Origin of the sequence: Tardiphaga alba (assembly GCF_018279705.1) — a bacterium.
GTDB lineage: Bacteria > Pseudomonadota > Alphaproteobacteria > Rhizobiales > Xanthobacteraceae > Tardiphaga > Tardiphaga alba.
In genome coordinates this window covers 3,803,958-3,825,411 of sequence record NZ_CP036498.1, presented here as the reverse complement: position 1 = coordinate 3,825,411, position 21,454 = coordinate 3,803,958, and the positions used below count along the sequence as shown (strand labels likewise).

20 protein-coding genes are annotated in these 21,454 nt (G+C 63.3%); 14 read left to right on the top strand and 6 right to left on the bottom strand.

Features of this window, described 5'->3' with window-relative positions; translation table 11 throughout:
* Positions 1-3: 3 nt before the first annotated feature.
* Together RPMA_RS18120 and RPMA_RS18115 are read right to left on the bottom strand one after the other, a co-directional pair.
* Entirely contained in the window at positions 4-780 is a 777-nt protein-coding gene (locus RPMA_RS18120) for an SDR family oxidoreductase (RefSeq protein ID WP_211909085.1), read from the bottom strand.
* Positions 781-805: 25 nt separating this feature from the next.
* A complete protein-coding gene (locus tag RPMA_RS18115) occupies positions 806-1,504 on the bottom strand; it encodes a GntR family transcriptional regulator (protein WP_211909084.1) in 699 nt (232 codons plus the stop codon).
* A 182-nt stretch (positions 1,505-1,686) separates the two neighbouring features.
* On the opposite strand from RPMA_RS18115, the gene RPMA_RS18110 reads away from it, so the two are divergent.
* The 7 genes from RPMA_RS18110 to RPMA_RS18085 all read left to right on the top strand — a co-directional run bounded on the left by RPMA_RS18110 (position 1,687) and on the right by RPMA_RS18085 (position 9,658).
* The gene (locus RPMA_RS18110; protein WP_211909083.1) at positions 1,687-2,943 is read left to right on the top strand and encodes an ABC transporter substrate-binding protein; all 1,257 of its coding nucleotides are present in this window, start codon (positions 1,687-1,689) and stop codon (positions 2,941-2,943) included.
* Positions 2,944-3,062: 119 nt separating this feature from the next.
* Entirely contained in the window at positions 3,063-3,941 is an 879-nt protein-coding gene (locus RPMA_RS18105; protein ID WP_211909082.1) for a branched-chain amino acid ABC transporter permease, read from the top strand.
* A gap of 10 nt (positions 3,942-3,951) precedes the next feature.
* A complete protein-coding gene (locus tag RPMA_RS18100; protein ID WP_211909081.1) occupies positions 3,952-6,471 on the top strand; it encodes a branched-chain amino acid ABC transporter ATP-binding protein/permease in 2,520 nt (839 codons plus the stop codon).
* A gap of 8 nt (positions 6,472-6,479) precedes the next feature.
* Positions 6,480-7,424 carry a 3-hydroxyacyl-CoA dehydrogenase gene (locus RPMA_RS18095; RefSeq protein WP_211909080.1) on the top strand — a complete coding sequence of 315 codons (945 nt, stop codon included), beginning with the start codon at positions 6,480-6,482 and terminating at the stop codon, positions 7,422-7,424.
* Positions 7,425-7,460: 36 nt separating this feature from the next.
* Entirely contained in the window at positions 7,461-8,384 is a 924-nt protein-coding gene (locus RPMA_RS18090; RefSeq protein ID WP_211909079.1) for a BKACE family enzyme, read from the top strand.
* A gap of 147 nt (positions 8,385-8,531) precedes the next feature.
* Positions 8,532-8,834: a hypothetical protein gene (locus RPMA_RS28070; RefSeq protein WP_249225273.1), complete on the top strand. Its 303-nt coding sequence runs from the start codon at positions 8,532-8,534 to the stop codon at positions 8,832-8,834.
* Positions 8,774-9,658 carry a serine hydrolase domain-containing protein gene (locus RPMA_RS18085; RefSeq protein ID WP_249225271.1) on the top strand — a complete coding sequence of 295 codons (885 nt, stop codon included), beginning with the start codon at positions 8,774-8,776 and terminating at the stop codon, positions 9,656-9,658. The genes RPMA_RS28070 and RPMA_RS18085 overlap by 61 nt, the downstream gene beginning before the upstream one ends.
* A gap of 195 nt (positions 9,659-9,853) precedes the next feature.
* Here the strand turns inward: RPMA_RS18085 and RPMA_RS18080 are convergent, their stop codons facing one another.
* Positions 9,854-11,185, bottom strand: a complete 1,332-nt coding sequence (locus RPMA_RS18080; RefSeq protein WP_249225270.1) for an aspartate aminotransferase family protein — start codon at positions 11,183-11,185, stop codon at positions 9,854-9,856.
* A 159-nt stretch (positions 11,186-11,344) separates the two neighbouring features.
* On the opposite strand from RPMA_RS18080, the gene RPMA_RS18075 reads away from it, so the two are divergent.
* Positions 11,345-11,893, top strand: coding sequence for a cupin domain-containing protein (locus RPMA_RS18075; RefSeq protein ID WP_211909078.1), 549 nt, complete (start codon positions 11,345-11,347; stop codon positions 11,891-11,893).
* 8 nt (positions 11,894-11,901) lie between these two features.
* On the opposite strand, the gene RPMA_RS18070 is transcribed toward RPMA_RS18075, so the two are convergent.
* Together RPMA_RS18070 and RPMA_RS18065 are read right to left on the bottom strand one after the other, a co-directional pair.
* Positions 11,902-12,591 carry a YkgJ family cysteine cluster protein gene (locus RPMA_RS18070; RefSeq protein WP_211909077.1) on the bottom strand — a complete coding sequence of 230 codons (690 nt, stop codon included), beginning with the start codon at positions 12,589-12,591 and terminating at the stop codon, positions 11,902-11,904.
* A 169-nt stretch (positions 12,592-12,760) separates the two neighbouring features.
* Positions 12,761-13,408, bottom strand: a complete 648-nt coding sequence (locus RPMA_RS18065; protein WP_211909076.1) for a TetR/AcrR family transcriptional regulator — start codon at positions 13,406-13,408, stop codon at positions 12,761-12,763.
* A gap of 307 nt (positions 13,409-13,715) precedes the next feature.
* Between RPMA_RS18065 and RPMA_RS18060 the strand changes: the two genes are divergently transcribed.
* The 6 genes from RPMA_RS18060 to RPMA_RS18035 all read left to right on the top strand — a co-directional run bounded on the left by RPMA_RS18060 (position 13,716) and on the right by RPMA_RS18035 (position 20,579).
* Complete coding sequence (locus RPMA_RS18060; protein WP_211909075.1) at positions 13,716-14,951, top strand: acyl-CoA dehydrogenase family protein; 1,236 nt, start codon at positions 13,716-13,718, stop codon at positions 14,949-14,951.
* Between the two features lie 82 nt (positions 14,952-15,033).
* A complete protein-coding gene (locus tag RPMA_RS18055) occupies positions 15,034-16,095 on the top strand; it encodes a phosphotransferase family protein (RefSeq protein ID WP_211909074.1) in 1,062 nt (353 codons plus the stop codon).
* Between the two features lie 164 nt (positions 16,096-16,259).
* Complete coding sequence (locus RPMA_RS18050; RefSeq protein WP_249225269.1) at positions 16,260-17,141, top strand: DMT family transporter; 882 nt, start codon at positions 16,260-16,262, stop codon at positions 17,139-17,141.
* Positions 17,142-17,317: 176 nt separating this feature from the next.
* Complete coding sequence (locus RPMA_RS18045) at positions 17,318-18,202, top strand: DMT family transporter (RefSeq protein ID WP_328516525.1); 885 nt, start codon at positions 17,318-17,320, stop codon at positions 18,200-18,202.
* A gap of 179 nt (positions 18,203-18,381) precedes the next feature.
* Positions 18,382-19,257 carry a DMT family transporter gene (locus tag RPMA_RS18040; protein WP_249225268.1) on the top strand — a complete coding sequence of 292 codons (876 nt, stop codon included), beginning with the start codon at positions 18,382-18,384 and terminating at the stop codon, positions 19,255-19,257.
* Between the two features lie 89 nt (positions 19,258-19,346).
* Positions 19,347-20,579 (top strand): MFS transporter, encoded by a 1,233-nt coding sequence (locus RPMA_RS18035; RefSeq protein WP_211909070.1) that lies wholly within the window; start codon positions 19,347-19,349, stop codon positions 20,577-20,579.
* Here RPMA_RS18035 and RPMA_RS18030 read toward each other — a convergent pair.
* Positions 20,576-21,361, bottom strand: a complete 786-nt coding sequence (locus tag RPMA_RS18030) for an SDR family NAD(P)-dependent oxidoreductase (protein ID WP_211909069.1) — start codon at positions 21,359-21,361, stop codon at positions 20,576-20,578. The genes RPMA_RS18035 and RPMA_RS18030 overlap by 4 nt on opposite strands.
* Positions 21,362-21,454: the final 93 nt, after the last annotated feature.

Here is a 21,454-nt window from a genome sequence, read left to right as displayed (position 1 = left end):
CGGTCAGCCCAGCATCTGGGTGTCGCCGCAGATCGAGATCGCCTGGCCGGAGATGGTGCGTCCGCGCGGACTGGCGAGAAACAGGATCTGGTCCGCGATCTGCTCCGGCGTGACGTAGTCCTTGATCGAGGTGTAGGAGAACGCCGTCTTCTCCATCTCGGCAAAGGAAATGCCGCGCTGCTGCGCCTTGGCTTCCAGCACGCGGCGCTGGCGATCGCCGGCGACGAGGCCGGGCAGGATCGCGTTGACGCGGATATTGTCGGGGCCGAGTTCGATGGACAGCGACTTCGTGAAGCCGATGACGCCCCATTTCGCCGCGGCATAAGGCGAGCGCATCGCAAAGCCGACGCGCCCCGCTGCCGATGACAGATTGACGATGGAGCCATTGCTGCTCTGGCGCAGCAGCGGCACGGCGAGGCGGGTGCAGTTGAACTGCCCGGTCAGGCAGATGTTCAGGCAGCGATCCCAGTCATCCGGATGCATCTCCTCGACCTTGGCGGTCGGACCTGCAATGCCGGCATTGTTGACGAGGACATCGAGGCCGCCGAGTGCTGCGGTGGCGTCGTCGAACAGGCGTTGGACGGACGCACGATCCGACACGTCGCAATGCGACTGCGTGATCTGCGGATCGCTGGAGGACAACGCGTCGAGTGCTGTGCGATCCACATCGCAGATATGAACGCGGGCGCCTTCATTCGCAAAGGCGCGGGCGATGGCGAGGCCGATGCCATTGGCGCCGGCGGTGACGATGACGCGCAAACCCTTGATGGTGAGATCCATGATGTCTCCGGTCGTTCGGTGAAGGTCAGATCGTCAGGCCGCCGCGTGACAGGATGAAATTGGCGGCGCCGCTAATGTCGGCTGCGATTCCGGCTCTGGCGGCTTCGGCGTCCCCTTGCTCGATCGCCTTGCGGACATCGGCGTGAAAGCGGACGGCTTCGCCTTTGGCGAGACGATCAGGATTGCCGCGCAGATCGAGATTGATGACGGGGCCGGCCTTGAGCCAGAGCGCGCGAATGATTTCCACCAGAATGGGCGACTGCGCGGCGTCATAGACGGCGAAGTGAAACGTCTTGTTGAGCTCGACGGCGCGCGGCAGGTCGGGAAATTTCAGCAGGCTTTCTGCGCGCATCGCCGCTTCGGCGGTGCCGATGGCAACGAGATTGTCGTCGCCACGCATGCGCGCGGCTTCCGCTGCAGCATGGCCTTCGATGGCGATGCGCACCTTGGTGAGGTCGCGAAACTGCGTGGCCGACATCACGGGGACGCGCACGGCGCGGTTCGCCGCGACTTCGAGCGCCTTGTCGGCGACGAGGCGCGACACCGCTTCACGCACCGGCATGATGGACACGCCGAGCACTTCGGCCGCGGTGCGAAGCGACAGTTTGTCGCCGGGCGCGAGCCGTCCCGAGATCAGCAGATCCGCCAGTTGCGCATATGCGCGATCGCCCAGCGTCTGGCGGTCGAGCGGCTCCACGAGCTTCAGCGCAGTCGGTCGTTTCAACGTGGTCTCCGGGTAACGTCGCGAAAGTGCGGGCGAGGGACTCGACAAATTCCGTTTCTTTTGCAACTCTAACTGTGATCACAGATCACGGCAAGCGCACAAAGCCATCTCGTCAGAAGAGGGCACCGCCTGCCGGAGGGGAAACAGCCGCGCTGCGCGGCCGTATCAGGGAGATGAATCTGATGTCGAACACCAATCAATTCACGCGCCGCAGTCTGCTCAAGACGGCGGGCGGTCTCGCGCTTGTTTCCGGCCTGTCGGCACCGTCGATCCTGAGCGCCCAGAGCTCAGACGTCATTCGCATCGGCCATCTCACGCCGCGCACCGGCTTCCTCGGCCCGCTCGGTGAATATGGCGTGATGGCCATCGATCTCGCGGTGGAAGAGATCAACGCCGCCGGCGGCGTGATGGGGCGCAAGGTCGAACTGCTCAAGGAAGACTCGATCAATCCGCAGACGGCCTCGACCAAGGCGGAGCGCATGATCGAGCGCGACAAGGTCGCTTGTATCATCGGCGAGATTTCGTCGGCGTCGTGCCTGACCATCGCGCAGGTCGCCACCCGCAACAAGACGCTGTTCATCAACACTGGCGGCAATTCGGACGCGCTGCGCGGCAAGGATTGCCAGCGCTACATGTTCCATGTGGAGTCGCAGAACTCGATGTATGTGAAGACGGTCGGCCGCTCGTTCCTGCGCGACGGCCTCGTCAAGGGCAAGAAGTGGTACTCGCTCACGGCTGACTATGCCTTCGGCCATGACCTGCTCAGCGTGTCGAAGCGCTTCATGCAGGCCAATGGCGGCAACTTCGCCGGCGACGATCTGGTGCCGACCGACGCCACCGACTTCTCCGCCTATCTGCTCAAGATCCGCGAGGCCAAGCCCGATCTCGTGGTGATCAATCTGGCCGGCAACCAGATCACCAACTTCCTGAAGCAGTATGCGGAGTTCGGACTGACATTCCCGGTCGGCGGGTTCGGCTTCGACACGGCGCTGGCCTGGGCTGCAGGCAAGGGCAATTTCGTCGGCACCTGGCCTGTGGTCTGGCATCATCTGCTCGACACGCCCGGTAGCAAGGCCTTCGTCACGGCCTTCACCAACAAGTACAAGAAGCCGCCGGAAAACCAGGCCTGGGGCGATTACATCGCCACCAAGATCGTGGCGCAGAGCATCAATGAACTGAAGTCGGCGGAGTCGCCCAAGATCATCGAGCATTTCGAAAAGGGCGCGAAGTTCGACCTGCTGAAGACGCGGCCCGGCTACTTCCGTGCGTCGGATCACCAGCTGATGCACGAGATGTATGCGGTGACGGCGTTGCCGGCCGACAAGATCAAGAACCAGTGGGACATCTTCTCCTCGAGCCCGGCCGTCCCCGGACCGGATGAACCGCTCGAGGTGATTGCCTCCACGGCGGAAGAGAACACCTGCAAATTCCCGAGCTAGCGATCGCGTCGGCGTGTCGCCTTCGGGCGGCACGCCGGTGTCGTGCTCGTGACGTTGTTCGTCCTGTCCTTCCGGCCTCTGTCTGATGCGCGTGAGCGCACGGCCACGGAGCTCATTCCATGTCTGCCATGTTGCTCACCCAGCAGATCCTCAACGGGCTGCTCGACGGCGTCTATTATCTTCTCATCGCGCTCGGCCTGTCGCTGATCTTCTCGCTGGGCGGGATCGTGAATCTTGCGCATGGCGCTTTCTATGCGATCGGCGCGTATCTGACGCTCGTGATCTCGCCCTATCTGGGATTCGGGGGCGCGTTCGTGGTCGCGCCTGCGGCGGTTGCGCTGTTCGGCGTATTGATCGAGCGGACGCTGTTCCGGCGGTTCTATCGCTCCGACCCGATCCTGTCGCTGCTGCTGACATTCGGCCTTGCGATGGTGGCGGAGCAGGCTTTGCGCATGATCTTCGGTGCGCCGCCATTATCCTATTCGATTCCGCCGGCCTTGCGCGGGCAGGTCGCGATCGGGAGCTTCATCTATTCGTTCTACCGCGTGGTGCTGCTCGGCATCGCCGTGGCCTGCGTGGTCGGGCTATGGGTGTTGCTGCAGAAGACGTCGTTCGGCCGCGTGGTGCGGGCGGGCGTGCAGAATCCCGACATGGTGGGTGCGCTCGGCATCTCGCTGCAGCCTTACATGGCGGTGGTCGCCGCCCTTGGTATCGGGCTTGCGGGCCTCGCCGGCGTGTTGCTGGCGCCGATCTATTCGATCCATCCGGCGATGGGGCAAGAGATCATCACGCCGGCTTTCGTCGTGGTGGTGATCGGCGGCCTCGGCTCGTTCTGGGGCGTGGTGATCGCGGCGCTGCTCGTCGGGCTCGTCAAGGGTGTCATGGTCGGCATCGGCTATTCGGCCGCGTCCACGGCGGCGATCTATCTGCTGATGCTTCTGGTGCTGCTGTTCAGGCCTCGCGGTCTGTTCGGCGAACGCATCACGCGGTTCGAGTGAGGCGAGGCTTATGTTGAAACGTCTCCCTGTTCCCTTGCTGATCGCCGGCGTCTCGCTGCTGATCCTGCCGCCGATCCTGCTGGCGCTCGGCCTCACCATGACCTCGGCGACGGAAATCGTCGTCTTTGCACTGGCCTGCATGGCGCTGAATATTCTGGTCGGGCATACCGGGCTGGTCTCGTTCGGCCATGGCGCTTGGTTCGGCCTCGCGGCCTATGCGGCGGCGCTGATCCAGCTCAACTGGATGCCCAATTCCTTCGTCGGGCCGACGCTGCTGGCGCTGGTCATCGTCGCCCTGGTGGCGGCGGCGTTCGGCTTCCTGATCCTGCGCCGTCGCGGCGTGTATTTCTCGCTGCTCACACTGGCGCTGGCGGCCATGCTCTATAGCGTGTCGTTCCGCTGGACCGATGTGACCGGCGGCGAGAATGGCCTCGGCGGAATCAAGCGGCCGCCTTTGCTCGGCTTCGACCTCGATGCAGCAACGAACTACTACTGGTTCGTCGCACTGATCGCATTTCTGGTGATGATCCTGCTCTGGCGTTTCCACAATTCCACCGTCGGCTCCGTGCTGGTGGCGATCCGCGAGAACGAGCAGCGGGCGCGCTTCCTCGGCTATCCCACCAACCGCTACAAGCTGACGGCTTTCGTGCTCTCGGCCACGATCACCGGCCTTGCCGGCGTGTTGCTGCTCTACAAGAACCGCATGACATCGGCCGATCCGATCTCGGTGGCGTTCTCCGGCGAGTTGCTGGCAATGGTCGTGATCGGCGGCATGCGCAGCTTTCTCGGGCCTGCGCTCGGCGCCCTGTTCTTCATCCTGTTCCGCGAATTCCTTGGCATCTATTCCGAGAACTGGCTGTTCTGGTTCGGTCTCGTCTTTGTCGGCTTCATCATTTTCTCACCGACGGGGCTCGTTGGCATCGGCGAACGGTTGATCGCGCCGTTCCGCAAGAAGGTGGAAGAAGATGCTGCGATGTCGGCGCGGCGCATCGAGGTGCTGCCATTGCCGGAATTCCTGCGGCCGACATCGACGGTCGATGGACCGGTGCTGGCGGCCAGCCACATCGTGAAGAGTTTTGGTGGCATCAAGGCCGTGCAGGGCGTCGATATCGCCATCGCCGATCGCACGCTGCATGCGCTGATCGGCCCGAACGGCGCAGGAAAAACCACAGCGTTCAATCTGCTGTCGGGCATGTACAAGCCGGACCAGGGCACGGTGACGCTGATGGGCGCGCCGATCGCCGGACACACGCCGGAGGATATCGCGACCGCCGGCATCGGGCGCTCGTTCCAGATCACAAATCTGTTTCCGGCGCTCAGCGTCGGCGAGAATATCCGGCTGGCCGTGCAGGCGCGGCATCCCCGGCGTTTCGATCCGCTCACCAATGCGCTGTCGATCGCGCCGATCAACACGGAGACCGATGCGGTGATCCGCTATCTCGGTCTCGCGGGAATCGAGACGGCCGAGGCCGGCATGCTGTCATATGGCGGCCAGCGTCTGCTCGACATGGGCGTTGCGCTGGCGACCGCGCCGCGCGTGCTGCTGCTCGACGAACCGCTGGCCGGCCTAGCTGCGGCCGAGCGCGAGCGGATCGGCGCCATCATCAAGCGCATCTCCGCGGACCTGCCGGTGCTGCTCGTCGAACACGACATCGATCGTGTATTCCAGCTGGCCGACCATGTGACCGTGATGAATGAGGGGCGGGTGCTGCTGGACGGCACCGTGGAAGAGGCGCGGTCCAGCGCGCGCGTGCAGGAGGTCTATATCGGTTCGGGCGCCACGGCGGTGGCGGCCAAGCCGCGCGAAACGGCTGCCGGTGCGCAGCCGCTGCTGACGGTGAAGAATGTCGATACGTTTTACGGCAAGAGCCACATTCTCAACGACGTGAATTTCACGCTGCATGAAAACGAGATCGTCGCGCTGCTGGGCCGCAATGGCGCCGGAAAATCGACGCTGCTGAAAACGTTGATCGGCATTTCTCCGGCATCCAACGGCTCCATCCAGCTGGCCGGCAATGAGTTGGTCGGTCTGTCGTCCGCAGAAGCCGGGCGGCTCGGCATCGGCTATGTGCCGCAGGGGCGGGCGCTGTTCGCGGGCATGACGGTCGAACAGAACCTCGAACTCGGTGGGCTCAAACGTCAGACCGGCAACGGCGTGCATTGGACGCGGGAACGGATCTACGATTACTTCCCGCGCATTCGCGAACGCCTGGACAGTCCTGCCGACTATCTGTCGGGCGGCGAGCAGCAAATGGTGGCCGTGGCGCGCGCATTGTCGGGTGACGTGCGGGTGTTGCTGCTGGACGAACCGTTCGAAGGACTGGCGCCTGCGGTGGTGGAACAGCTGTTCGAAACATTCGACCGCCTCCGCAAGGACATCGCCATTGTCATTGTCGATCACAATCTGGATCTGGCCTTGGCTTTGTCGGATTCGACGGTTGCGCTGGAGCGCGGCAAGGTGATTCATCAGGGGCCGTCCAAGGCCCTGCGCGACGATCTCGATTTGCGCCGCAAGGTGCTGTGGCTGTGAGAACAACGATGACAATGAAAGATCGACATGTCGGGATCGTGGGCGTTGGACTGATCGGGCGCGCATGGGCTGCCATCTTTGCGCGTGCCGGATGGACCGTGCGATTGACCGATCCGCATCGCCCGACGCTGGAGGCAGCGCCAAAACTCATTCGTGATGAGTTGCATGCGCTGGCGCGTCACGGTCTTGCCAGTGATCCCGATGGCGCGGCTGCACGGATATCGATCGCGGCCGATCTGGCAGATGCTGTGAAGGATGTCGCCTTCGTGCAGGAGAACGGTCCCGAAAATGTCGATCAGAAGATCGCGATTTTCGCGGAACTGGATCGGCTCGCGCCCGCCGATGCGCTGCTGGCCTCATCCACATCGGCCATCGTCGCCTCGCGTTTCACGGAAATGCTGCCGGGGCGTGCGCGATGCCTGGTCGGTCATCCCGTCAATCCACCGCATCTGGTGCCGCTGGTCGAACTCTGCGGTGCACCGTGGACGTCGCAGCAGACCATCGATCGCGCCCGCGCCATCTATCGCGAGATCGGGCAGGTGCCGGTCACGGTCAATCGCGAGATCAATGGTTTCATCCTCAACCGGCTGCAGGGCGCCTTGCTGGCCGAGGCGTTCCGGCTCGTGGGCGAGGGTTATGTGTCGGCCGAGGATCTCGATCACACCGTCAAGGATGGCCTGGGCTTGCGCTGGTCGTTTCTCGGCCCGCTGGAAACCATCGAGCTCAATGCGCCCGGTGGCATTCCGGACTACTGCGCGCGCTATACCGGCTTCTACAAGGAACTCGCTGCGGCCGCGGCCGGCCCCGAGGTCTATCAGAGCCCGAATGTCGATCGGGTGATCGCGGCATGGCCGCATCAGCCGTCACCGGAGCGGATTGCTGCGCTGACACAGCAGCGCAACGAACGCCTGGCAGCATTGGCAGCCCACAAGGCTGCGCAACGCACATCCTGAACCGCATGATCTCTCAACAGCAAGACGGAGACTGACATGAGCCGCAAAGTCATTATCACCTGTGCCGTAACGGGGGCGATCCACACGCCCTCGATGTCCAAGGCGCTGCCGGTGACGCCGCAGGAAATCGCCGATGCGGCCGTCGATGCGGCGGAAGCCGGCGCCGCCATCGTGCATCTCCATGCGCGCAATCCGAAGACCGGGCAGCCCGACCAGAGCCCCGAGGCCTTCGCGCCATTCCTGAAGATCATCAAGCAGCGCTCCAATGCGGTGATCAACCTCACCACCGGCGGCGCGCCGACGATGACGGTGGATGAACGCGTGCGGCCCGCGGCCGTGTACAAGCCGGAAGTGGCATCGCTCAACATGGGCTCGATGAATTTCGGCTTTTTCGGCATGCTGAACCGCTTCAAGACGTTCGAGCATGACTGGGAGCTGAAGCATCTGCAGAACAAGGATATCGTGTTTCGCAACACGTTCCAGGACATCGAATATGTACTGAAGACGCTGGCCGAGACCGGCACGCGCTTCGAATTCGAATGCTACGACACCGCGCATCTCTACAACCTCGCTTACTTCCTCGATCAGGGCCTGGTGAAGCCGCCACTGTTCATCCAGACCGTGTTCGGCCTGCAGGGCGGCACCGGTGCGCATCCCGAAGACGTGCTGCACATGAAGCGCACGGCGGATCGCCTGTTCGGCGACAAATATGTGTGGTCGGTGCTTGGCGCCGGCCGCAATCAGCTGCCGATCGCGGCGATGGCTGCAGCCATGGGCGGCAATATCCGGGTCGGCCTGGAGGATTCGCTATGGGCCGCGCCGGGACGGATGGCGTCGTCCAATGCCGAGCAGGTCACGCTGGCGCGCAAGATCGTCGAAGGTCTCGGCCTCGAAATCGCAACGCCGGATGAGGCGCGTGCGATGCTCGACCTGAAGGGCGGCGATAAGCTGGAAGTCTAGGCAACTGCCGGAGAGGGCGGGACCTTGTAGGTCCCGTCTTCCGCTCCCGCCGTGTTCTCTGCAACAGCTCACGTGTTGATAGGTTGCCGCCGCTGCCTATCCGGTCAATAAACGTGGCGTGTTGTCCAGAGTGAGCTTGAATTCTCCATGACTGACCAACCTTATTTCCCGGCCAGCGGAAACGCCTGGGACAAGATCGATCCACAACAGGCCGGCTATGCGCCGGACAAGCTGGCGGCAGCCGTGGGTTTTGCGCAGGACAACGAGACGCCGTGGCCGCGCGGCTTCTATTACGATGACGGCCGCTATGCGCCGAACGTGGACTGGAATGAAACCGGGCCATGGAGCGCGGTGCTGGGGCCGGTGAAGGAGCGCGGTGGCCCGCGGGCATGGTGCTGCAAGGCGGCCACCTGCTGGCGTCGTGGGGCGACATCGCGCGCGCGGATATGACCTTCTCCATTGCCAAGAGCTATCTCGCAGTCCTCACGGGTCTCGCGGTGGATGACGGGTTGATCGGCGATATCGACGAGCCCGTGGGCCAGCGCGTGCCAGGGCCGCTGTTTGCCGATGCGCATAACGGCAAGGTCACCTGGCGGCACCTGCTGGAGCAGACCAGCGAATGGCGCGGCGAGATGTTCGGCAAGCCGGATCAGATCGACCACAACCGTCTGGTCGCGCCGAATGCCGACAACAGCCGCAAGGGCGAGCTGCGCGAGCTGCAGGCGCCGGGCACATTCTACGAATATAACGATGTGCGCGTGAACCTGCTGTCGTTCTCGCTGCTCAACCTGTTCAAGCGGCCACTGCCGGATGTGGTGCGTGAACGCATCATGGATCCGATCGGCGCGTCGAAAAACTGGAGCTGGGCCGGTTACGACAATTCATGGGTCGAGATCGACGGCCAGCGGATGCAGTCGGTGCCAGGCGGCGGGCATTGGGGCGGTGGCATGTTCATCGGCGCCGACGACCATGCGCGCTTCGGCCTGTTGATGGCGCGCGGCGGCGATTGGAATGGCAAGCGGCTGCTGTCGCAGGGCTGGATCGATGCCATGTGGGCGCAGTCGGCGAACCAGCCGAATTACGGTTTCCTGTGGTGGCTGAACCGCGGCCCGCATGCCAACAAGGCCGCGCCGGAGACCGCTGTCTATGCGCTGGGCGCCGGCGGCAACATGATCTGGATCGATCGTGAGGCGGACATGATCGCCGTGACGCGCTGGCTGCCGAGCGCAAAGGCGCCGGAATTCATCCGGCAGCTGATCGCGGCGCGGGGCTAGGGACCATCGTCAATTGAAGCACCGTCATGGCCGGGCTTGTCCCGGCCATCCACGTCTTCATCCGTTGCAAAGACGTGGGTACCCGGCATTCGCCGGGCATGACGGTGTATAGAACGGCAGAATCGGTTCTTAAAACGAAAACCCCGACGGCGCTTTCGCTCCGTCGGGGTTTTGCTTGGTGCGTTCTGCTGTCGCTTACGCGACGCGCTTGATGGCGGCGCTGAGGATTTCCATCATGTCGTCGATATGGTTCTTCTCGACGGTGAGCGGAGGCGACATCGCGAAGGCGTCGCCGCTCTGGCGCAGATAGAGGCCGGTGTTGAAGCAATCCACCATCACTTCATAGCCGCGCGCGCCCGGCGCATCCTTGCGGGGCGCGAGTTCGACGGCGCCCATCAGGCCGCAATTGCGGATGTCGATGACATTGGGCAGGCCCTTCAGCGCATGCAAGCTGTCGCGCCAGTAGTCCGCCATCTTGGCGGCGCGGGTGAGCAGGCCTTCGTTCTTGTAGATGTCGAGCGTGGCGATGCCGGCGGCGCAGGCGACCGGATGGGCCGAATAGGTATAGCCGTGGAACAGCTCGATCTGGCCTTCCGGGCCGGTCATCAGGCCATCATAGACCTTGCGGCTGGCGAACACGGCGCCGCACGGCACGGTGCCGTTGGTGATGCCCTTGGCGGTGGTCATGATATCCGGCGTGACGCCGAAGAACTGCGATGCGAAGGGCGCGCCGAGGCGGCCGAAGCCGGTGATGACTTCGTCGAAAATCAACAGGATGCCGTGCTTGGTGCAGAGCTCGCGCAGCCGCTCGAGATAGCCCTTCGGCGGCGGCAACACGCCCGTCGAACCGGGGACGGGCTCGACGATGACGGCGGCGATGGTGTCGGCGCCGTGCAGCGCGACCAGACGCTCGACGTCATCGGCGAATTCCGCGCCGTATTCCGGCAGGTCCTTCGAGAACGCGTTACGCGCGAGATCGTGGGTGTGGCGGATGTGGTCGATGCCCGGCAGCTGCGCCGAAACGAAGGCGCGGCGGTTGTTGACCATGCCGCCCACCGAAGTGCCGCCGAAGCCGACGCCATGATAGCCGCGCTCGCGGCCGATCAGGCGCGTGCGCGTGGCCTGGCCGATGGCGCGCTGATAGGCGATGGCGATCTTCAGCGCGGTGTCGCCAGACTCCGAACCGGAATTGGTGAAGAAGATGCGGTCGAGGCCTTCAGGGGCGATCTCGGCGAGACGATTGGCGAATTCGAAAGCCAGCGGATGGCCCATCTGGAAGGCGGGCGCGAAATCGAGGGTGGAGAGCTGCTTCTCCACGGCGCTGGAGATCTCGCGGCGGCCGTGGCCGGCATTGGTGCACCAAAGACCGGCGGAGCCATCGATCACCTGGCGGCCGTCTTCGGTGGTGTAATACATGCCCTTGGCCGACGAGAACATGCGCGGCGCCGCCTTGAACTGGCGATTGGCCGTGAATGGCATCCAGAAAGTATCGAGTTGCAGGCTGTTCGGAATCTGATGGACGGTCACGGCGCGCTCCCTTGGGGTGTAACCCGGCTGATTTTCGCATCTGGATCATGTTCGTAACATTGCAACAAGTCCTTTTCTTGAGCTGCTCAACCTCTTGATTTTGCTGGATACGCCAAGCCATATTTGTTCGATCCGCAACGTCCGCAACAGGAATATGGCGTGAGTATCGATCTCGGCGAACGGCTGCGCTTCGTGCGCGGGCGCCACAAGCTGTCCCAGCGTGAACTGGCCAAGCGCGCCGGCGTCACCAACTCGACCATCTCGCTGATCGAGTCCAACCAGATGAACCCGTCGGTCGGCGCGCTGAAGCGCATCCTGGACGGCATCCCGATGGGGCTCGCGGAGTTCTTCGCCATCGAGCCGGACCGGCCGCGCAAGGCGTTCTATCGGGCGGATGAACTGACCGAGATCGGCAAGGGGCCGATTTCCTATCGGCAGATCGGCGACAATCTATTTGGGCGCAGCCTGCAGATTTTGAAGGAGCGTTACGAGCCCGGCAGCGACACCGGCCGCGTGCCGCTGGTGCATGACGGCGAGGAGGGCGGCATCGTGATTGCGGGCCGGCTGGAAGTCATCGTCGATGACGAGCGCCGTATCCTCGATCCCGGCGATGCCTATTACTTCGAGAGCCGACGGCCGCACCGGTTTCGCTGTGTCGGGACGAAGGCATGTGACGTCATCAGCGCGTGTACGCCGCCGACGTTTTGAGGGACGTTCTAGCGCGAGCCCATCTCCGCCAGCAGCGCCTCGGCTAGTCCCTTCTGCTCCGCCGGCAATCCGCGGTCTCGCGCTGCCTGTTCGAGCGCAAAGGTGGCTTCCATGTGGATGCGATAATGGGCTGCGTTCTGCTCGACGCCTGAGCCGTCCGCGATGTCGCCGAAAACGAGGTCGTTGCAGCGCGCCACCGAGCGTGAGGTAAAGGCGCGGCAGGTCAGCGGGCGGACGTCATAGACCGTGCAGCGATTGTCGTCGCCGAGCAGGGGGCAGCGGTGGCGAAGTTTCGTCAGTTCGGCGGCATCGCGGGCAGCGGCGGCGGCAAGCTCCAGCCGGCCGTGCAAGGTTTCCCGCTCGGATGGCGAGAAGTGAGTGGCGATGTGATCTGCCATCATCCCTGCGATGCCGGGTGGCACCTGAACATAGAGATGGCAGCAGGCCGCGCAGCCGCTGCTGCAGGCGAGGGCGGGCTGGTTCGGGATATGCGCATAGACGCTGGCGCTGGCCGCGGTGGCCAGATCGGCGATGTCGCGCGCGGCTTCGGAGAGGTCCGCGGCGCGGTCGCAGACGACGCCGCAAGCCGAACGAAAGTTGCCGAAGATGGCTTCATAACGACCGGACAGCGAGCGCATCAGCTCGCCGACTTCAGCGATATTGTCCGATACGAAGTCGATGGCGTCCTGTGCGCTCATGAGGGCGGCATACGCTGCGAATCGCGTGGTTGTAAGAGGGAAGGTGTGGAACATCTGTCGTTGCCCGGCTTGACCGGGCAATCCAGTAGACACTGACGGACATGTGCCGCACATAAACCGGTGTTTACTAGATTACCCGCTTTCGCGGGTAATGACAGGTGGAGCGTGCCTACGCCCGCGCCTTCGCCCGTGCCGGCTTCCCCGTCAGGGCCATCAGCGCGACGCTCACCACGCGGTCGATGATCGCCTGTACGTTATCGAGATCGCATAGCCCGTCCGACATGCGCGTGAGGCGTTCGGTGTCGCGGATGGTCTGGTGGGCCATGGCGAGGGCGAAATGCAGCGCCCAGAAGATGTCCGCGGGATCGTGATCGGGCAACGTGCGGCGCAGGGCAGCGGCGAAGCGCTTGAGGTGATCGACCTCGCGATTCTTGATCTTGCGGATCGGCGGCACGCTCTCGATCGAGGCGCGGATCATGAAGCGCGCCGCATCGGAGCGCTGTTTCGCCTCGCCGAGACAGCCGCGCAGCGTCGGGCCGACCAGAGCGGCGAAAATCTCCTGCGCGGTGGCGCGGCCATTGCCGGCTTCTTCCGCCGCCTTCAATTCGCGCAGGCGTTCGCGATTGGTGGCGATGCTGCGCGTCACGAACAGTTCGGCGATCAACTCGTCCTTCGAGCCGAAGTGATAGTTCACCGCGGCGAGATTGACGTCGGCGGCAGCGACGATGTCGCGCATCGTCACATCCGCAAAGCCGCGCTCGGCGTAAAGCCGTTCGGCGGCGGTGATGATGGCAGTGCGCGTGCGGTCTGCGGCCATGCGTCGATCCCAGGCAAATTCCTTCCCGTGCAATCCGCTCTGGCGAGACATGGCCTCATGCAGATGGCGCGGAGCAGGGTGATTGCTTTTCAAACACGTGTATGAAACTATCGTTTGAGTGGGCGGAATGTCAATCTGCAGCGCGATGTCGCTGCATTGTCGTCATCTCCGCGTCACGCCGTCGCCCCCGCGACGCGCGGCCGCTGCGAGTTGCGAGCGACAATCCGCTCGTATTTTTCGCTTGCGGAGGTGCATCGACGGGACAACAGTGCTGCCAAAGATTTTGAAGAACAAAGAGGAACGCCCCATGGATTTCACGATGTCGGACCGCCAGCGCGAATGGCTCGAGCGCGTGTCCTCCTTCATGACCAAGCATGTCCGCCCCGCGGTGCCGATCTATCGTCAGCAGGACGAAGCTGGCGAGCGCTGGAAGGTCATTCCGATCGTCGAGGAACTGAAGCAGAAGGCGAAGGCCGAAGGCCTCTGGAACATGTTCATGCCGCCGTCGTCGCATGAAGACGACGAATTCCACGGCGCGGGACTGAGCAATCTCGAATATGCGCTGCTGGCCGAACAGATGGGCCATATCGGCTGGGCATCGGAAGTGTTCAACTGCTCGGCGCCTGACACCGGCAATATGGAAGTGTTCATGCGCTACGGCTCGAAGGAGCAGAAGCAGAAGTGGCTGAAGCCGCTGATGAACGGCGAGATCCGCTCCGCCTTCCTGATGACCGAGCCGGCGGTCGCATCGTCGGACGCGACCAATATCGAGACCCGCATCGAGCGCGACGGCGATCACTATGTGATCAACGGCCGCAAGTGGTGGTCGTCGGGTGTCGGCGATCCCCGCTGCAAGATCGCGATCCTGATGGGCAAGACCGATCCGTCGGCCGCCAAGCATCAGGCGCAGTCGCAGATCCTGGTGCCGCTCGATACGCCCGGCATCACTGTCGAGAAGATGCTGCCCGTGTTCGGCTATGATGATGCGCCGCACGGCCATGCCCAGGTGCTGCTCGAAAACGTGCGCGTGCCGAAGGAGAATATCCTGCTCGGCGAAGGCCGCGGCTTCGAGATCGCACAGGGCCGCCTCGGTCCGGGCCGCATCCATCACTGCATGCGCACCATCGGCAAGGCCGAGGAAGCGCTGGAGAAGATGGTGCGTCGCCTGCAGTCGCGCACGGCCTTCGGCCGCAAGGTCATCGAATTTTCGGTCTGGGAGGAGCGCATCGCGCAGGCCCGCACCGATATCGAGATGAACCGTCTGCTCTGCCTCAAGGCCGCCGACATGATGGACAAGGTGGGCAACAAGACCGCGCAGCTCGAAATCGCCATGATCAAGGTTTCAGGTCCGAACATGGCGCTGAAGATCATCGACAATGCGATCCAGGCGTTCGGCGGTGCCGGTGTGTCCGACGATGCAGGCCTCGCCCGCGACTATGCGTCCATGCGCACCATGCGTCTGGCCGACGGCCCGGATGAGGTGCATAATCGTGCCATCGCCCGGCTCGAACTGAAGAAATACGCCAACGAGGCGAAGCACTAAGAAACGGTGTTCCGGGCGCGACGCGACACGCTTTCAAGCGTCTTGCGTCGCCAGCCTGGATAAGAAGAAACGAGGAAGCAACGTGACCGATGGTGTGAAGCGCGACGACGAGTATAACGGCACGCGGCCGGTCGAAGACCGGCATCGCTTCGATGAGATTCGTCTCGAAGCCTGGATGCGCGAGAATGTGGAGGGCTATGAGGGCCCGCTCACCGTGCTGCAATTCAAGGGCGGCCAGTCCAACCCGACCTATCGGCTGAACACGCCGAAGCGCTCCTATGTGATGCGGCGCAAGCCGTTCGGCAAGCTGCTGCCCTCAGCGCATGCGGTGGATCGCGAATACAAGGTGATTGCCGCACTGGGCAAGCAGGGTTTCCCTGTCGCCAAGGCCTATGCGCTTTGCACCGATGACGATGTGATCGGCTCGGCCTTCTACGTCATGTCGATGGAAGACGGCCGCATCTTCTGGGATCCCGCGCTGCCGAATGTCGACAAGAGCGAGCGCCGCGCGATCTTCACCTCGAAGATCGAAACGCTGGCGCAATTGCACAGCTACGATCCCGAAAAGATCGGGCTCGGCGACTTCGGCCGTCCCGGCAATTATTTTGCGCGGCAGGTCGATCGCTGGACCAAGCAGTATCGCGCCTCCGAGACGCAGCTCATTCCGGAAATGGAGCGGCTGATCGAATGGCTGCCGACCTCCGTGCCGGAGCAGGAGCGGGTGTCAGTGGTGCATGGCGACTACCGCATCGACAATATGGTGTTCAATGCGACGCAGCCGAAGGTGCAGGCTGTGCTCGACTGGGAGCTGTCGACCCTCGGCGATCCCATGGCCGACTTCACCTATCTTTTGATGCAGTGGATCATGCCGGGCCTTGAAAACCTCGATTACAAGGCGCTCGACATTCCGACCATGGATGAAGCCGCAAAAATCTATTGCGACTATGCCGGTCGCAAGGACGTACCGGACCTGAACTGGTACTATTGCTACAACCTGTTCCGGCTTACGGGCATTCTGCAGGGCATCGCGGGCCGTGTCCGCGACGGCACCGCGTCGTCGGCCAAGGCGATGGAATCCGCCAAGCGCACCGTGCCGCTGGCGCAGGCGTCGTGGAAATACGCGCAGCTCGCCGGCGCGAAATAGCGCGAAATTGTAGCCCGGGTGGAGCGAAGCGTAACCCGGGGACCGGCGATCTTTTGATGTGCCTTTCCCCGGATTGCGCTTCGCTCCATCCGGGCTACGCATTGACGCATCTTGTCCCGGCGGTCATCTTGGCGCTGTCTCCCAATCTCACCGGAAGTTTGTTCATGGCTGGTGCCATGGCGACGTTCTGCGCCACCGATGCGATCTCGAAATTCCTGCTGCCGCAGATGAATTTCGGGCAGCTGGTGCTGATCCGCGGCATCGTCGCGGGGACGTTGATCACAGCATTGGCCGCCCAGCGCGGCGCGCTGCGGCCATTGCGTGTGCTGTTGGTGCGGCCGGTGGCGCTGCGCATCATCGGCGAGGTCGTCGGCACGATCTTCTTTCTGCAGGCGATCACGCATCTGCCGCTGGCCAACGTGTCGGCCATCATCCTGTCGCAGCCGCTGGCGATCACGCTCGGCGCGGTCCTGCTATTCGGCGAACGGGTGGGCTGGCGGCGCTGGCTGGCGATTGCTGCGGGCTTCATTGGCGTGCTGATTATCGTCAAGCCCGGCGCGGCCGGATTTAATCAGTTCACATTGCTGGCGCTCTGTTCGGTGGCGTTCTATGCGTTGCGCGATCTCGCCACCAAGCAGATTCCCGCAGAAGTCCCGGCACTGTTCGTAACGTTGTTGACGACAATTTCCATGACCGCGGTCGGCGGCCTGCTGATGATGCCGCTCGGCGGCTGGTCGACGCCATCCGTTCCGGCGCTTGCGCTACTGGTGGTCGCCGCCGTGCTCGTGCTGATCGGCTATCAATGCGTGATCATGGCGCTCCGCGTTGGCGACATTTCCGCCGTGGCGCCGTTTCGCTACACGCAGCTGCTGTGGGCCATGCTGCTCGGCTATTTCATTTTCGGTGATGTGCCCGATAGTGCGATGATTTTGGGCGCATCGATTATCGTGGCGTCCGGTCTCTACACCTTCCATCGCGAGCATGTTCGCAACCGCGAAATGCTACTGGCCGCGAAGACGGGCAGCACACCGACCGACGGGCCGTAGTGCGCGCCATGCAGATCTGCGCAGGTCACCGGCGCGCACGCGGTCTGGTTCGAGTCGTGCTTTTGGTGCAGATGAAAGTGATCCTCTCGCGCTGATACCGGCCGCCATCCAGCGGCGCTCCAAGAAACATCCCGGCGGAAACCTTGCCTCTCTCTCCCAATATGCGCGGAAGCCTGATGATGGCCGTGGCCATGGCGGGTTTCAGCATGAACGACGCCCTTACGAAATATCTCACCGCGGAGATGAATTTCGGTCAGGTCATGCTGGTGCGCGGCGCGATCTCCATCGTGCTGGTGTTTGCGCTGGCCTGGTATCAACAGGCGCTGCGGCCGGTCAGCGTGCTGTTCAGGTTGCCGGTGGCGCTGCGCGTGCTCGGCGAAATCGGCGGCACGGCGACATTCCTCGCCTCGATCACCCATATGCCGCTGGCCAATACATCGGCGATCTTCCAGTCGCTGTCGCTGGCCATCACGCTGGGCGCGGCATTGATCTTCGGCGAGCCGGTGGGATGGCGGCGCTGGCTGGCCATTGTTGCCGGCTTCATTGGCGTGCTGATCGTGGTGCGGCCGGGCGCCGACAATTTCAATCAGTTCTCGGTGCTGGCGATGATCTCGGTGTGCTTCTGCGTCATCCGCGATCTCGCCACCAGCCGCATTCCGAAGGACATTCCCTCGGTCTTCGTGACCCTGCTGACGACCTTCGTCGTCACCATTGTCGGTGGCTGCCTGATCGTGCCGCTCGGCGGCTGGACGCCGATGTCGAACAGCAGCATGGGCTTCCTGTTGCTTGCCGCCGTCCTGGTGCTGATCGGCTATCAGTGCATCATCATTGCGTTGCGGGCAGGGGAGATCTCGGCCGTGGCGCCGTTCCGCTACACGCAACTGCTATGGGCCATGGGACTCGGCTATCTCATCTTCGGCGATGTTCCGGATCGCTGGATGATCATCGGCGCATCGGTGATCGTGGGCTCCGGCCTCTATGCCTTTCACCGCGAGCGCGTCCGCAATCGTGAATTGCTGGTGGCAGCCAAAGCATCTGCGCCGCCGACCGAAGGCGTCTGACACGTGCCGCGTTACCTATGCCCAGAATGTAAGCGGGGCATGCGCATGGCTTTGTCTTGACCTCACAAGCGGCGTCGCGCACAGAGCATGCTGCGCTGCAGCGATTTTCCGCTGCGGCATTTCGATATGTTCCGGACGACGTTTTGCCTCTCTCTCCCAATCTGCGTGGAATCCTGCTGATGGCGGTTTCCATGGCCAGTTTCAGCATCAATGATGCCCTCGCCAAATTCCTGACGGCCCATCTCCATTTCAGCCAGGTGATGATGCTGCGCGGACTGTTCGCCAGCGTGCTGATCGGCGCGCTGGTGGTGCATCAGGGCGCGCTGCGGTCGCTGCGTGTGCTGCTGGCATGGCCGGTGTCGCTGCGCATCGGCGGCGAGATCGGCGGCTCCGCGCTGTTTCTGGTGGCGGTCAGTTCGCTGCCGCTCGCCAATGTCACGGCGATCGTGCAGTCGATGCCGCTGATCATTACCTGCGGCGCCGTGCTGCTGCTTGGCGAGCCCGTGGGCTGGCGTCGCTGGCTGGCGATTGCCGCGGGTTTCATCGGCGTGCTGATCATCGTGAGGCCGGGCGCCGATGGTTTCAGCCAGTTCACCCTGGTGGCGCTGCTCTCGGTCGGCTTCTATGCGATGCGCGATCTCGTCACCAAGCAAATCCCGGCCGGCATCCCGACGCTGTTCGTGACATTCCTCACCACCATCGCCGTGGCCCTGGCCGGTGCGTTCTTCACGGCGGTGCATGGCGATTGGAGCGTGCCATCGCCGCAACTGCTGATGTTGCTGGCGCTGGCGGCGGTGATGACGCTGATCGGCTTCCAGTGCGGCATCCTTGCGCTGCGCGTCGGCGATGTCTCCTCGGTGGCGCCGATGCGCTATTCGCAGATGCTCTATGCCATGCTGCTGGGCTATTTCATCTTCGGCGACGTGCCCGATGCAGCGATGATCGTCGGCGCGACGATCATCGTGCTGTCGGGCATCTACACATTCCACCGCGAGCGCGTGCGCAATCGCCTGCTGGTGACCAACACGCCCACATCGCCGCCAGACGGGGTGTAACGATCTGCGTTAATTCTTGACCGCTGCGGGGCTGGCTTTTCTGCACCACCAAAAGTAGTTCTGCGTGCGTGCTGAACGCTGGGGCGGGCATGCAGGCGCATGATGTGGGGGACGCGGCAGCGGTCGATGAGCGATCGTTGCGCTATGAGGGATGGCGCATTGTCGCCGTCGTGTTTCTGCTGCAGATCACGATCTTCGGCTTCGGTCTGTACGGGCAGGGCATCTATATCGCCCAGCTTCATCGGCTGAATGGCTGGCCGGTCAGCGTGATCGGTGCGGGCAGCACGCTCTGCCTGGTGCTGGGCAACATCCTGTCCATGTTCGTCAGTGAATTGCTGCGCTGGATCGGGCCGCGCGCGCTGGTGCTGACAGGCATCGCTGCACTTGCCGTCAGTCTGGCATTGTTGGCCACGGCGGATTCCATCCTCCAGCTCTATGTCGGGTTCATCGTCTTTCCACTGGCATGGGTGGGGCTGGGCACCATCAGTGCCGCGGCTATCGTCGGCGCGTGGTTCGATCGCAAGCGCGGGCTGGCGATCAGTCTGACATTCACCGGCGCTTCGGTCAGCGGGATCCTGCTCACGCCGGGGCTGGTGCTGCTGATCGAAGCCTTTGGGTTTCGTCAGGCGCTCGTCATGGCGGCCGTCGTGGCGGCCATCGTGCTGGCGCCGATCGTCGTCGCCGTGATCCGCTTTCCACCCGCGAGCGAAAATGCTGCGACAGATGACGTTTCGGCATCTGCGACGATCACGCGCGCAACGCTGCTGCGCGATGAGGGCTTCTGGTCGATCACCGCGCCGATGTCCATGGCGCTGGTGGTACAGGTCGGCTTCATCGTGCATCAGGTCTCGATCATGACGCCGCTGATTGGTTTTCAATCGGCGGGTGGCGCGGTGTCGGTGACCACCGCGATGGCATTGACCGGTCGTATCGCGCTCAGTTTCATCGCCGATCGCATTCGGCCACGCTGGGCTGCTGCGGTGTCCATCGTCAGTCAGGCGGTGGCGCTGTCGGTGATCGCATCATCGACCAACCTCGATGCGCTGTTGGTCGCCTGCGCCGTGTTCGGTTTCTCGATCGGAAATCTGGTCACGCTGCCGGTGCTGATCACCCAGCGCGAGTTTGTGCCGCGTGATTTCGGCGTGGCACTGGGTCTGGTCATGGGGATCGCCGGCATCGTCAATTCATTCGGGCCGGTGGCGATGGGCCTGTTGCGCGATCTGACCGGCGGCTATGCGACGCCGATCTTGATCGGCGTCGCGGTGCAGTCTGTCGCGGCGATGGCCGTATTGGTGGGCCATCGCAGGCCGGGCGACGCCTAGATCGGCTTGCCCGCATAGGGCATCGACGCGGTGAGGCCGCCATCCACGGGGATCGCCTGGCCGTTCACATAGGACGCTTCGTCGCTGGCGAGGAACAGGCCCATCGCCGCCAGCTCATGCGGCTGGCCGGCGCGCTTGAGCGGATTGAGCTGGCCGATCTTGCCCTGCGTGCCGCGCTCCTTGGCGTTGTCGAAGATCGGCTTGGTCATGCCGGTTTCGATCAGGCCGGGGCACACCGCATTGATGCGCACGCCGGTGCCGGAGAGGGAATAGGCAGTGGTCTGCACCAGGCTGATGACGCCGGCTTTGCTGGACGCATAAGGATGGCCGGATGCGCCGGACTTCAGGCCCGCGACCGAGGCGGTGAGCACGATGGAGCCATGGCCCTGCTGCACCATATGCGGCATCGCATGCTTGATGGCCAGGAATGGTCCGATCAGGTTGATGCGCAGGATTTCCTGCCATTGTTCGACGGTCTGTTCGAGCAGCGGCACGAGGCCGCCGGAGACGCCGGCATTGGCCCAGATCGCATCGAGCTTGCCATAGGTGGAGACAGCCTTGTCGATGAAGGCTTTTACGTCGTTTTCGGAGCCGGCATCGGCGCTGACGGCCTGCACGGTGCCGCCGGCATCGCTGACGAGCTTGGCGGTGTCATGAATGCTGTCGCTGCGATCGACGATGATCAGGCTGGCGCCTTCGCTGGCGAACAGCTGCGCTGCGGCGCGGCCGATGCCGCTGCCTGCACCGGTGATGACGACGGATTTGCCTGCAAGGCGGCCCATGGCTTTCTCCCGAGTTGTTGTTCGTTGTCTATTTCTTGAGCGGACTGCCGCCACATGGAATTCATCATCGTGCGCAACGTTTTCGTTGACGCG

Coding starts and splice junctions, on each gene's coding strand:
- RPMA_RS18120 (WP_211909085.1), bottom strand. CDS start 780: ATGGATCTCACCATCAAGGGTTTGCGCGTCATCGTCACCGCCGGCGCC.
- RPMA_RS18110 (WP_211909083.1), top strand. CDS start 1,687: ATGTCGAACACCAATCAATTCACGCGCCGCAGTCTGCTCAAGACGGCG.
- RPMA_RS18105 (WP_211909082.1), top strand. CDS start 3,063: ATGTCTGCCATGTTGCTCACCCAGCAGATCCTCAACGGGCTGCTCGAC.
- RPMA_RS18100 (WP_211909081.1), top strand. CDS start 3,952: ATGTTGAAACGTCTCCCTGTTCCCTTGCTGATCGCCGGCGTCTCGCTG.
- RPMA_RS18095 (WP_211909080.1), top strand. CDS start 6,480: ATGACAATGAAAGATCGACATGTCGGGATCGTGGGCGTTGGACTGATC.
- RPMA_RS18090 (WP_211909079.1), top strand. CDS start 7,461: ATGAGCCGCAAAGTCATTATCACCTGTGCCGTAACGGGGGCGATCCAC.
- RPMA_RS28070 (WP_249225273.1), top strand. CDS start 8,532: ATGACTGACCAACCTTATTTCCCGGCCAGCGGAAACGCCTGGGACAAG.
- RPMA_RS18085 (WP_249225271.1), top strand. CDS start 8,774: ATGGTGCTGCAAGGCGGCCACCTGCTGGCGTCGTGGGGCGACATCGCG.
- RPMA_RS18070 (WP_211909077.1), bottom strand. CDS start 12,591: ATGAGCGCACAGGACGCCATCGACTTCGTATCGGACAATATCGCTGAA.
- RPMA_RS18065 (WP_211909076.1), bottom strand. CDS start 13,408: ATGGCCGCAGACCGCACGCGCACTGCCATCATCACCGCCGCCGAACGG.
- RPMA_RS18060 (WP_211909075.1), top strand. CDS start 13,716: ATGGATTTCACGATGTCGGACCGCCAGCGCGAATGGCTCGAGCGCGTG.
- RPMA_RS18050 (WP_249225269.1), top strand. CDS start 16,260: ATGGCTGGTGCCATGGCGACGTTCTGCGCCACCGATGCGATCTCGAAA.
- RPMA_RS18045 (WP_328516525.1), top strand. CDS start 17,318: ATGATGGCCGTGGCCATGGCGGGTTTCAGCATGAACGACGCCCTTACG.
- RPMA_RS18040 (WP_249225268.1), top strand. CDS start 18,382: ATGGCGGTTTCCATGGCCAGTTTCAGCATCAATGATGCCCTCGCCAAA.
- RPMA_RS18035 (WP_211909070.1), top strand. CDS start 19,347: ATGCAGGCGCATGATGTGGGGGACGCGGCAGCGGTCGATGAGCGATCG.
- RPMA_RS18030 (WP_211909069.1), bottom strand. CDS start 21,361: ATGGGCCGCCTTGCAGGCAAATCCGTCGTCATCACCGGTGCAGGCAGC.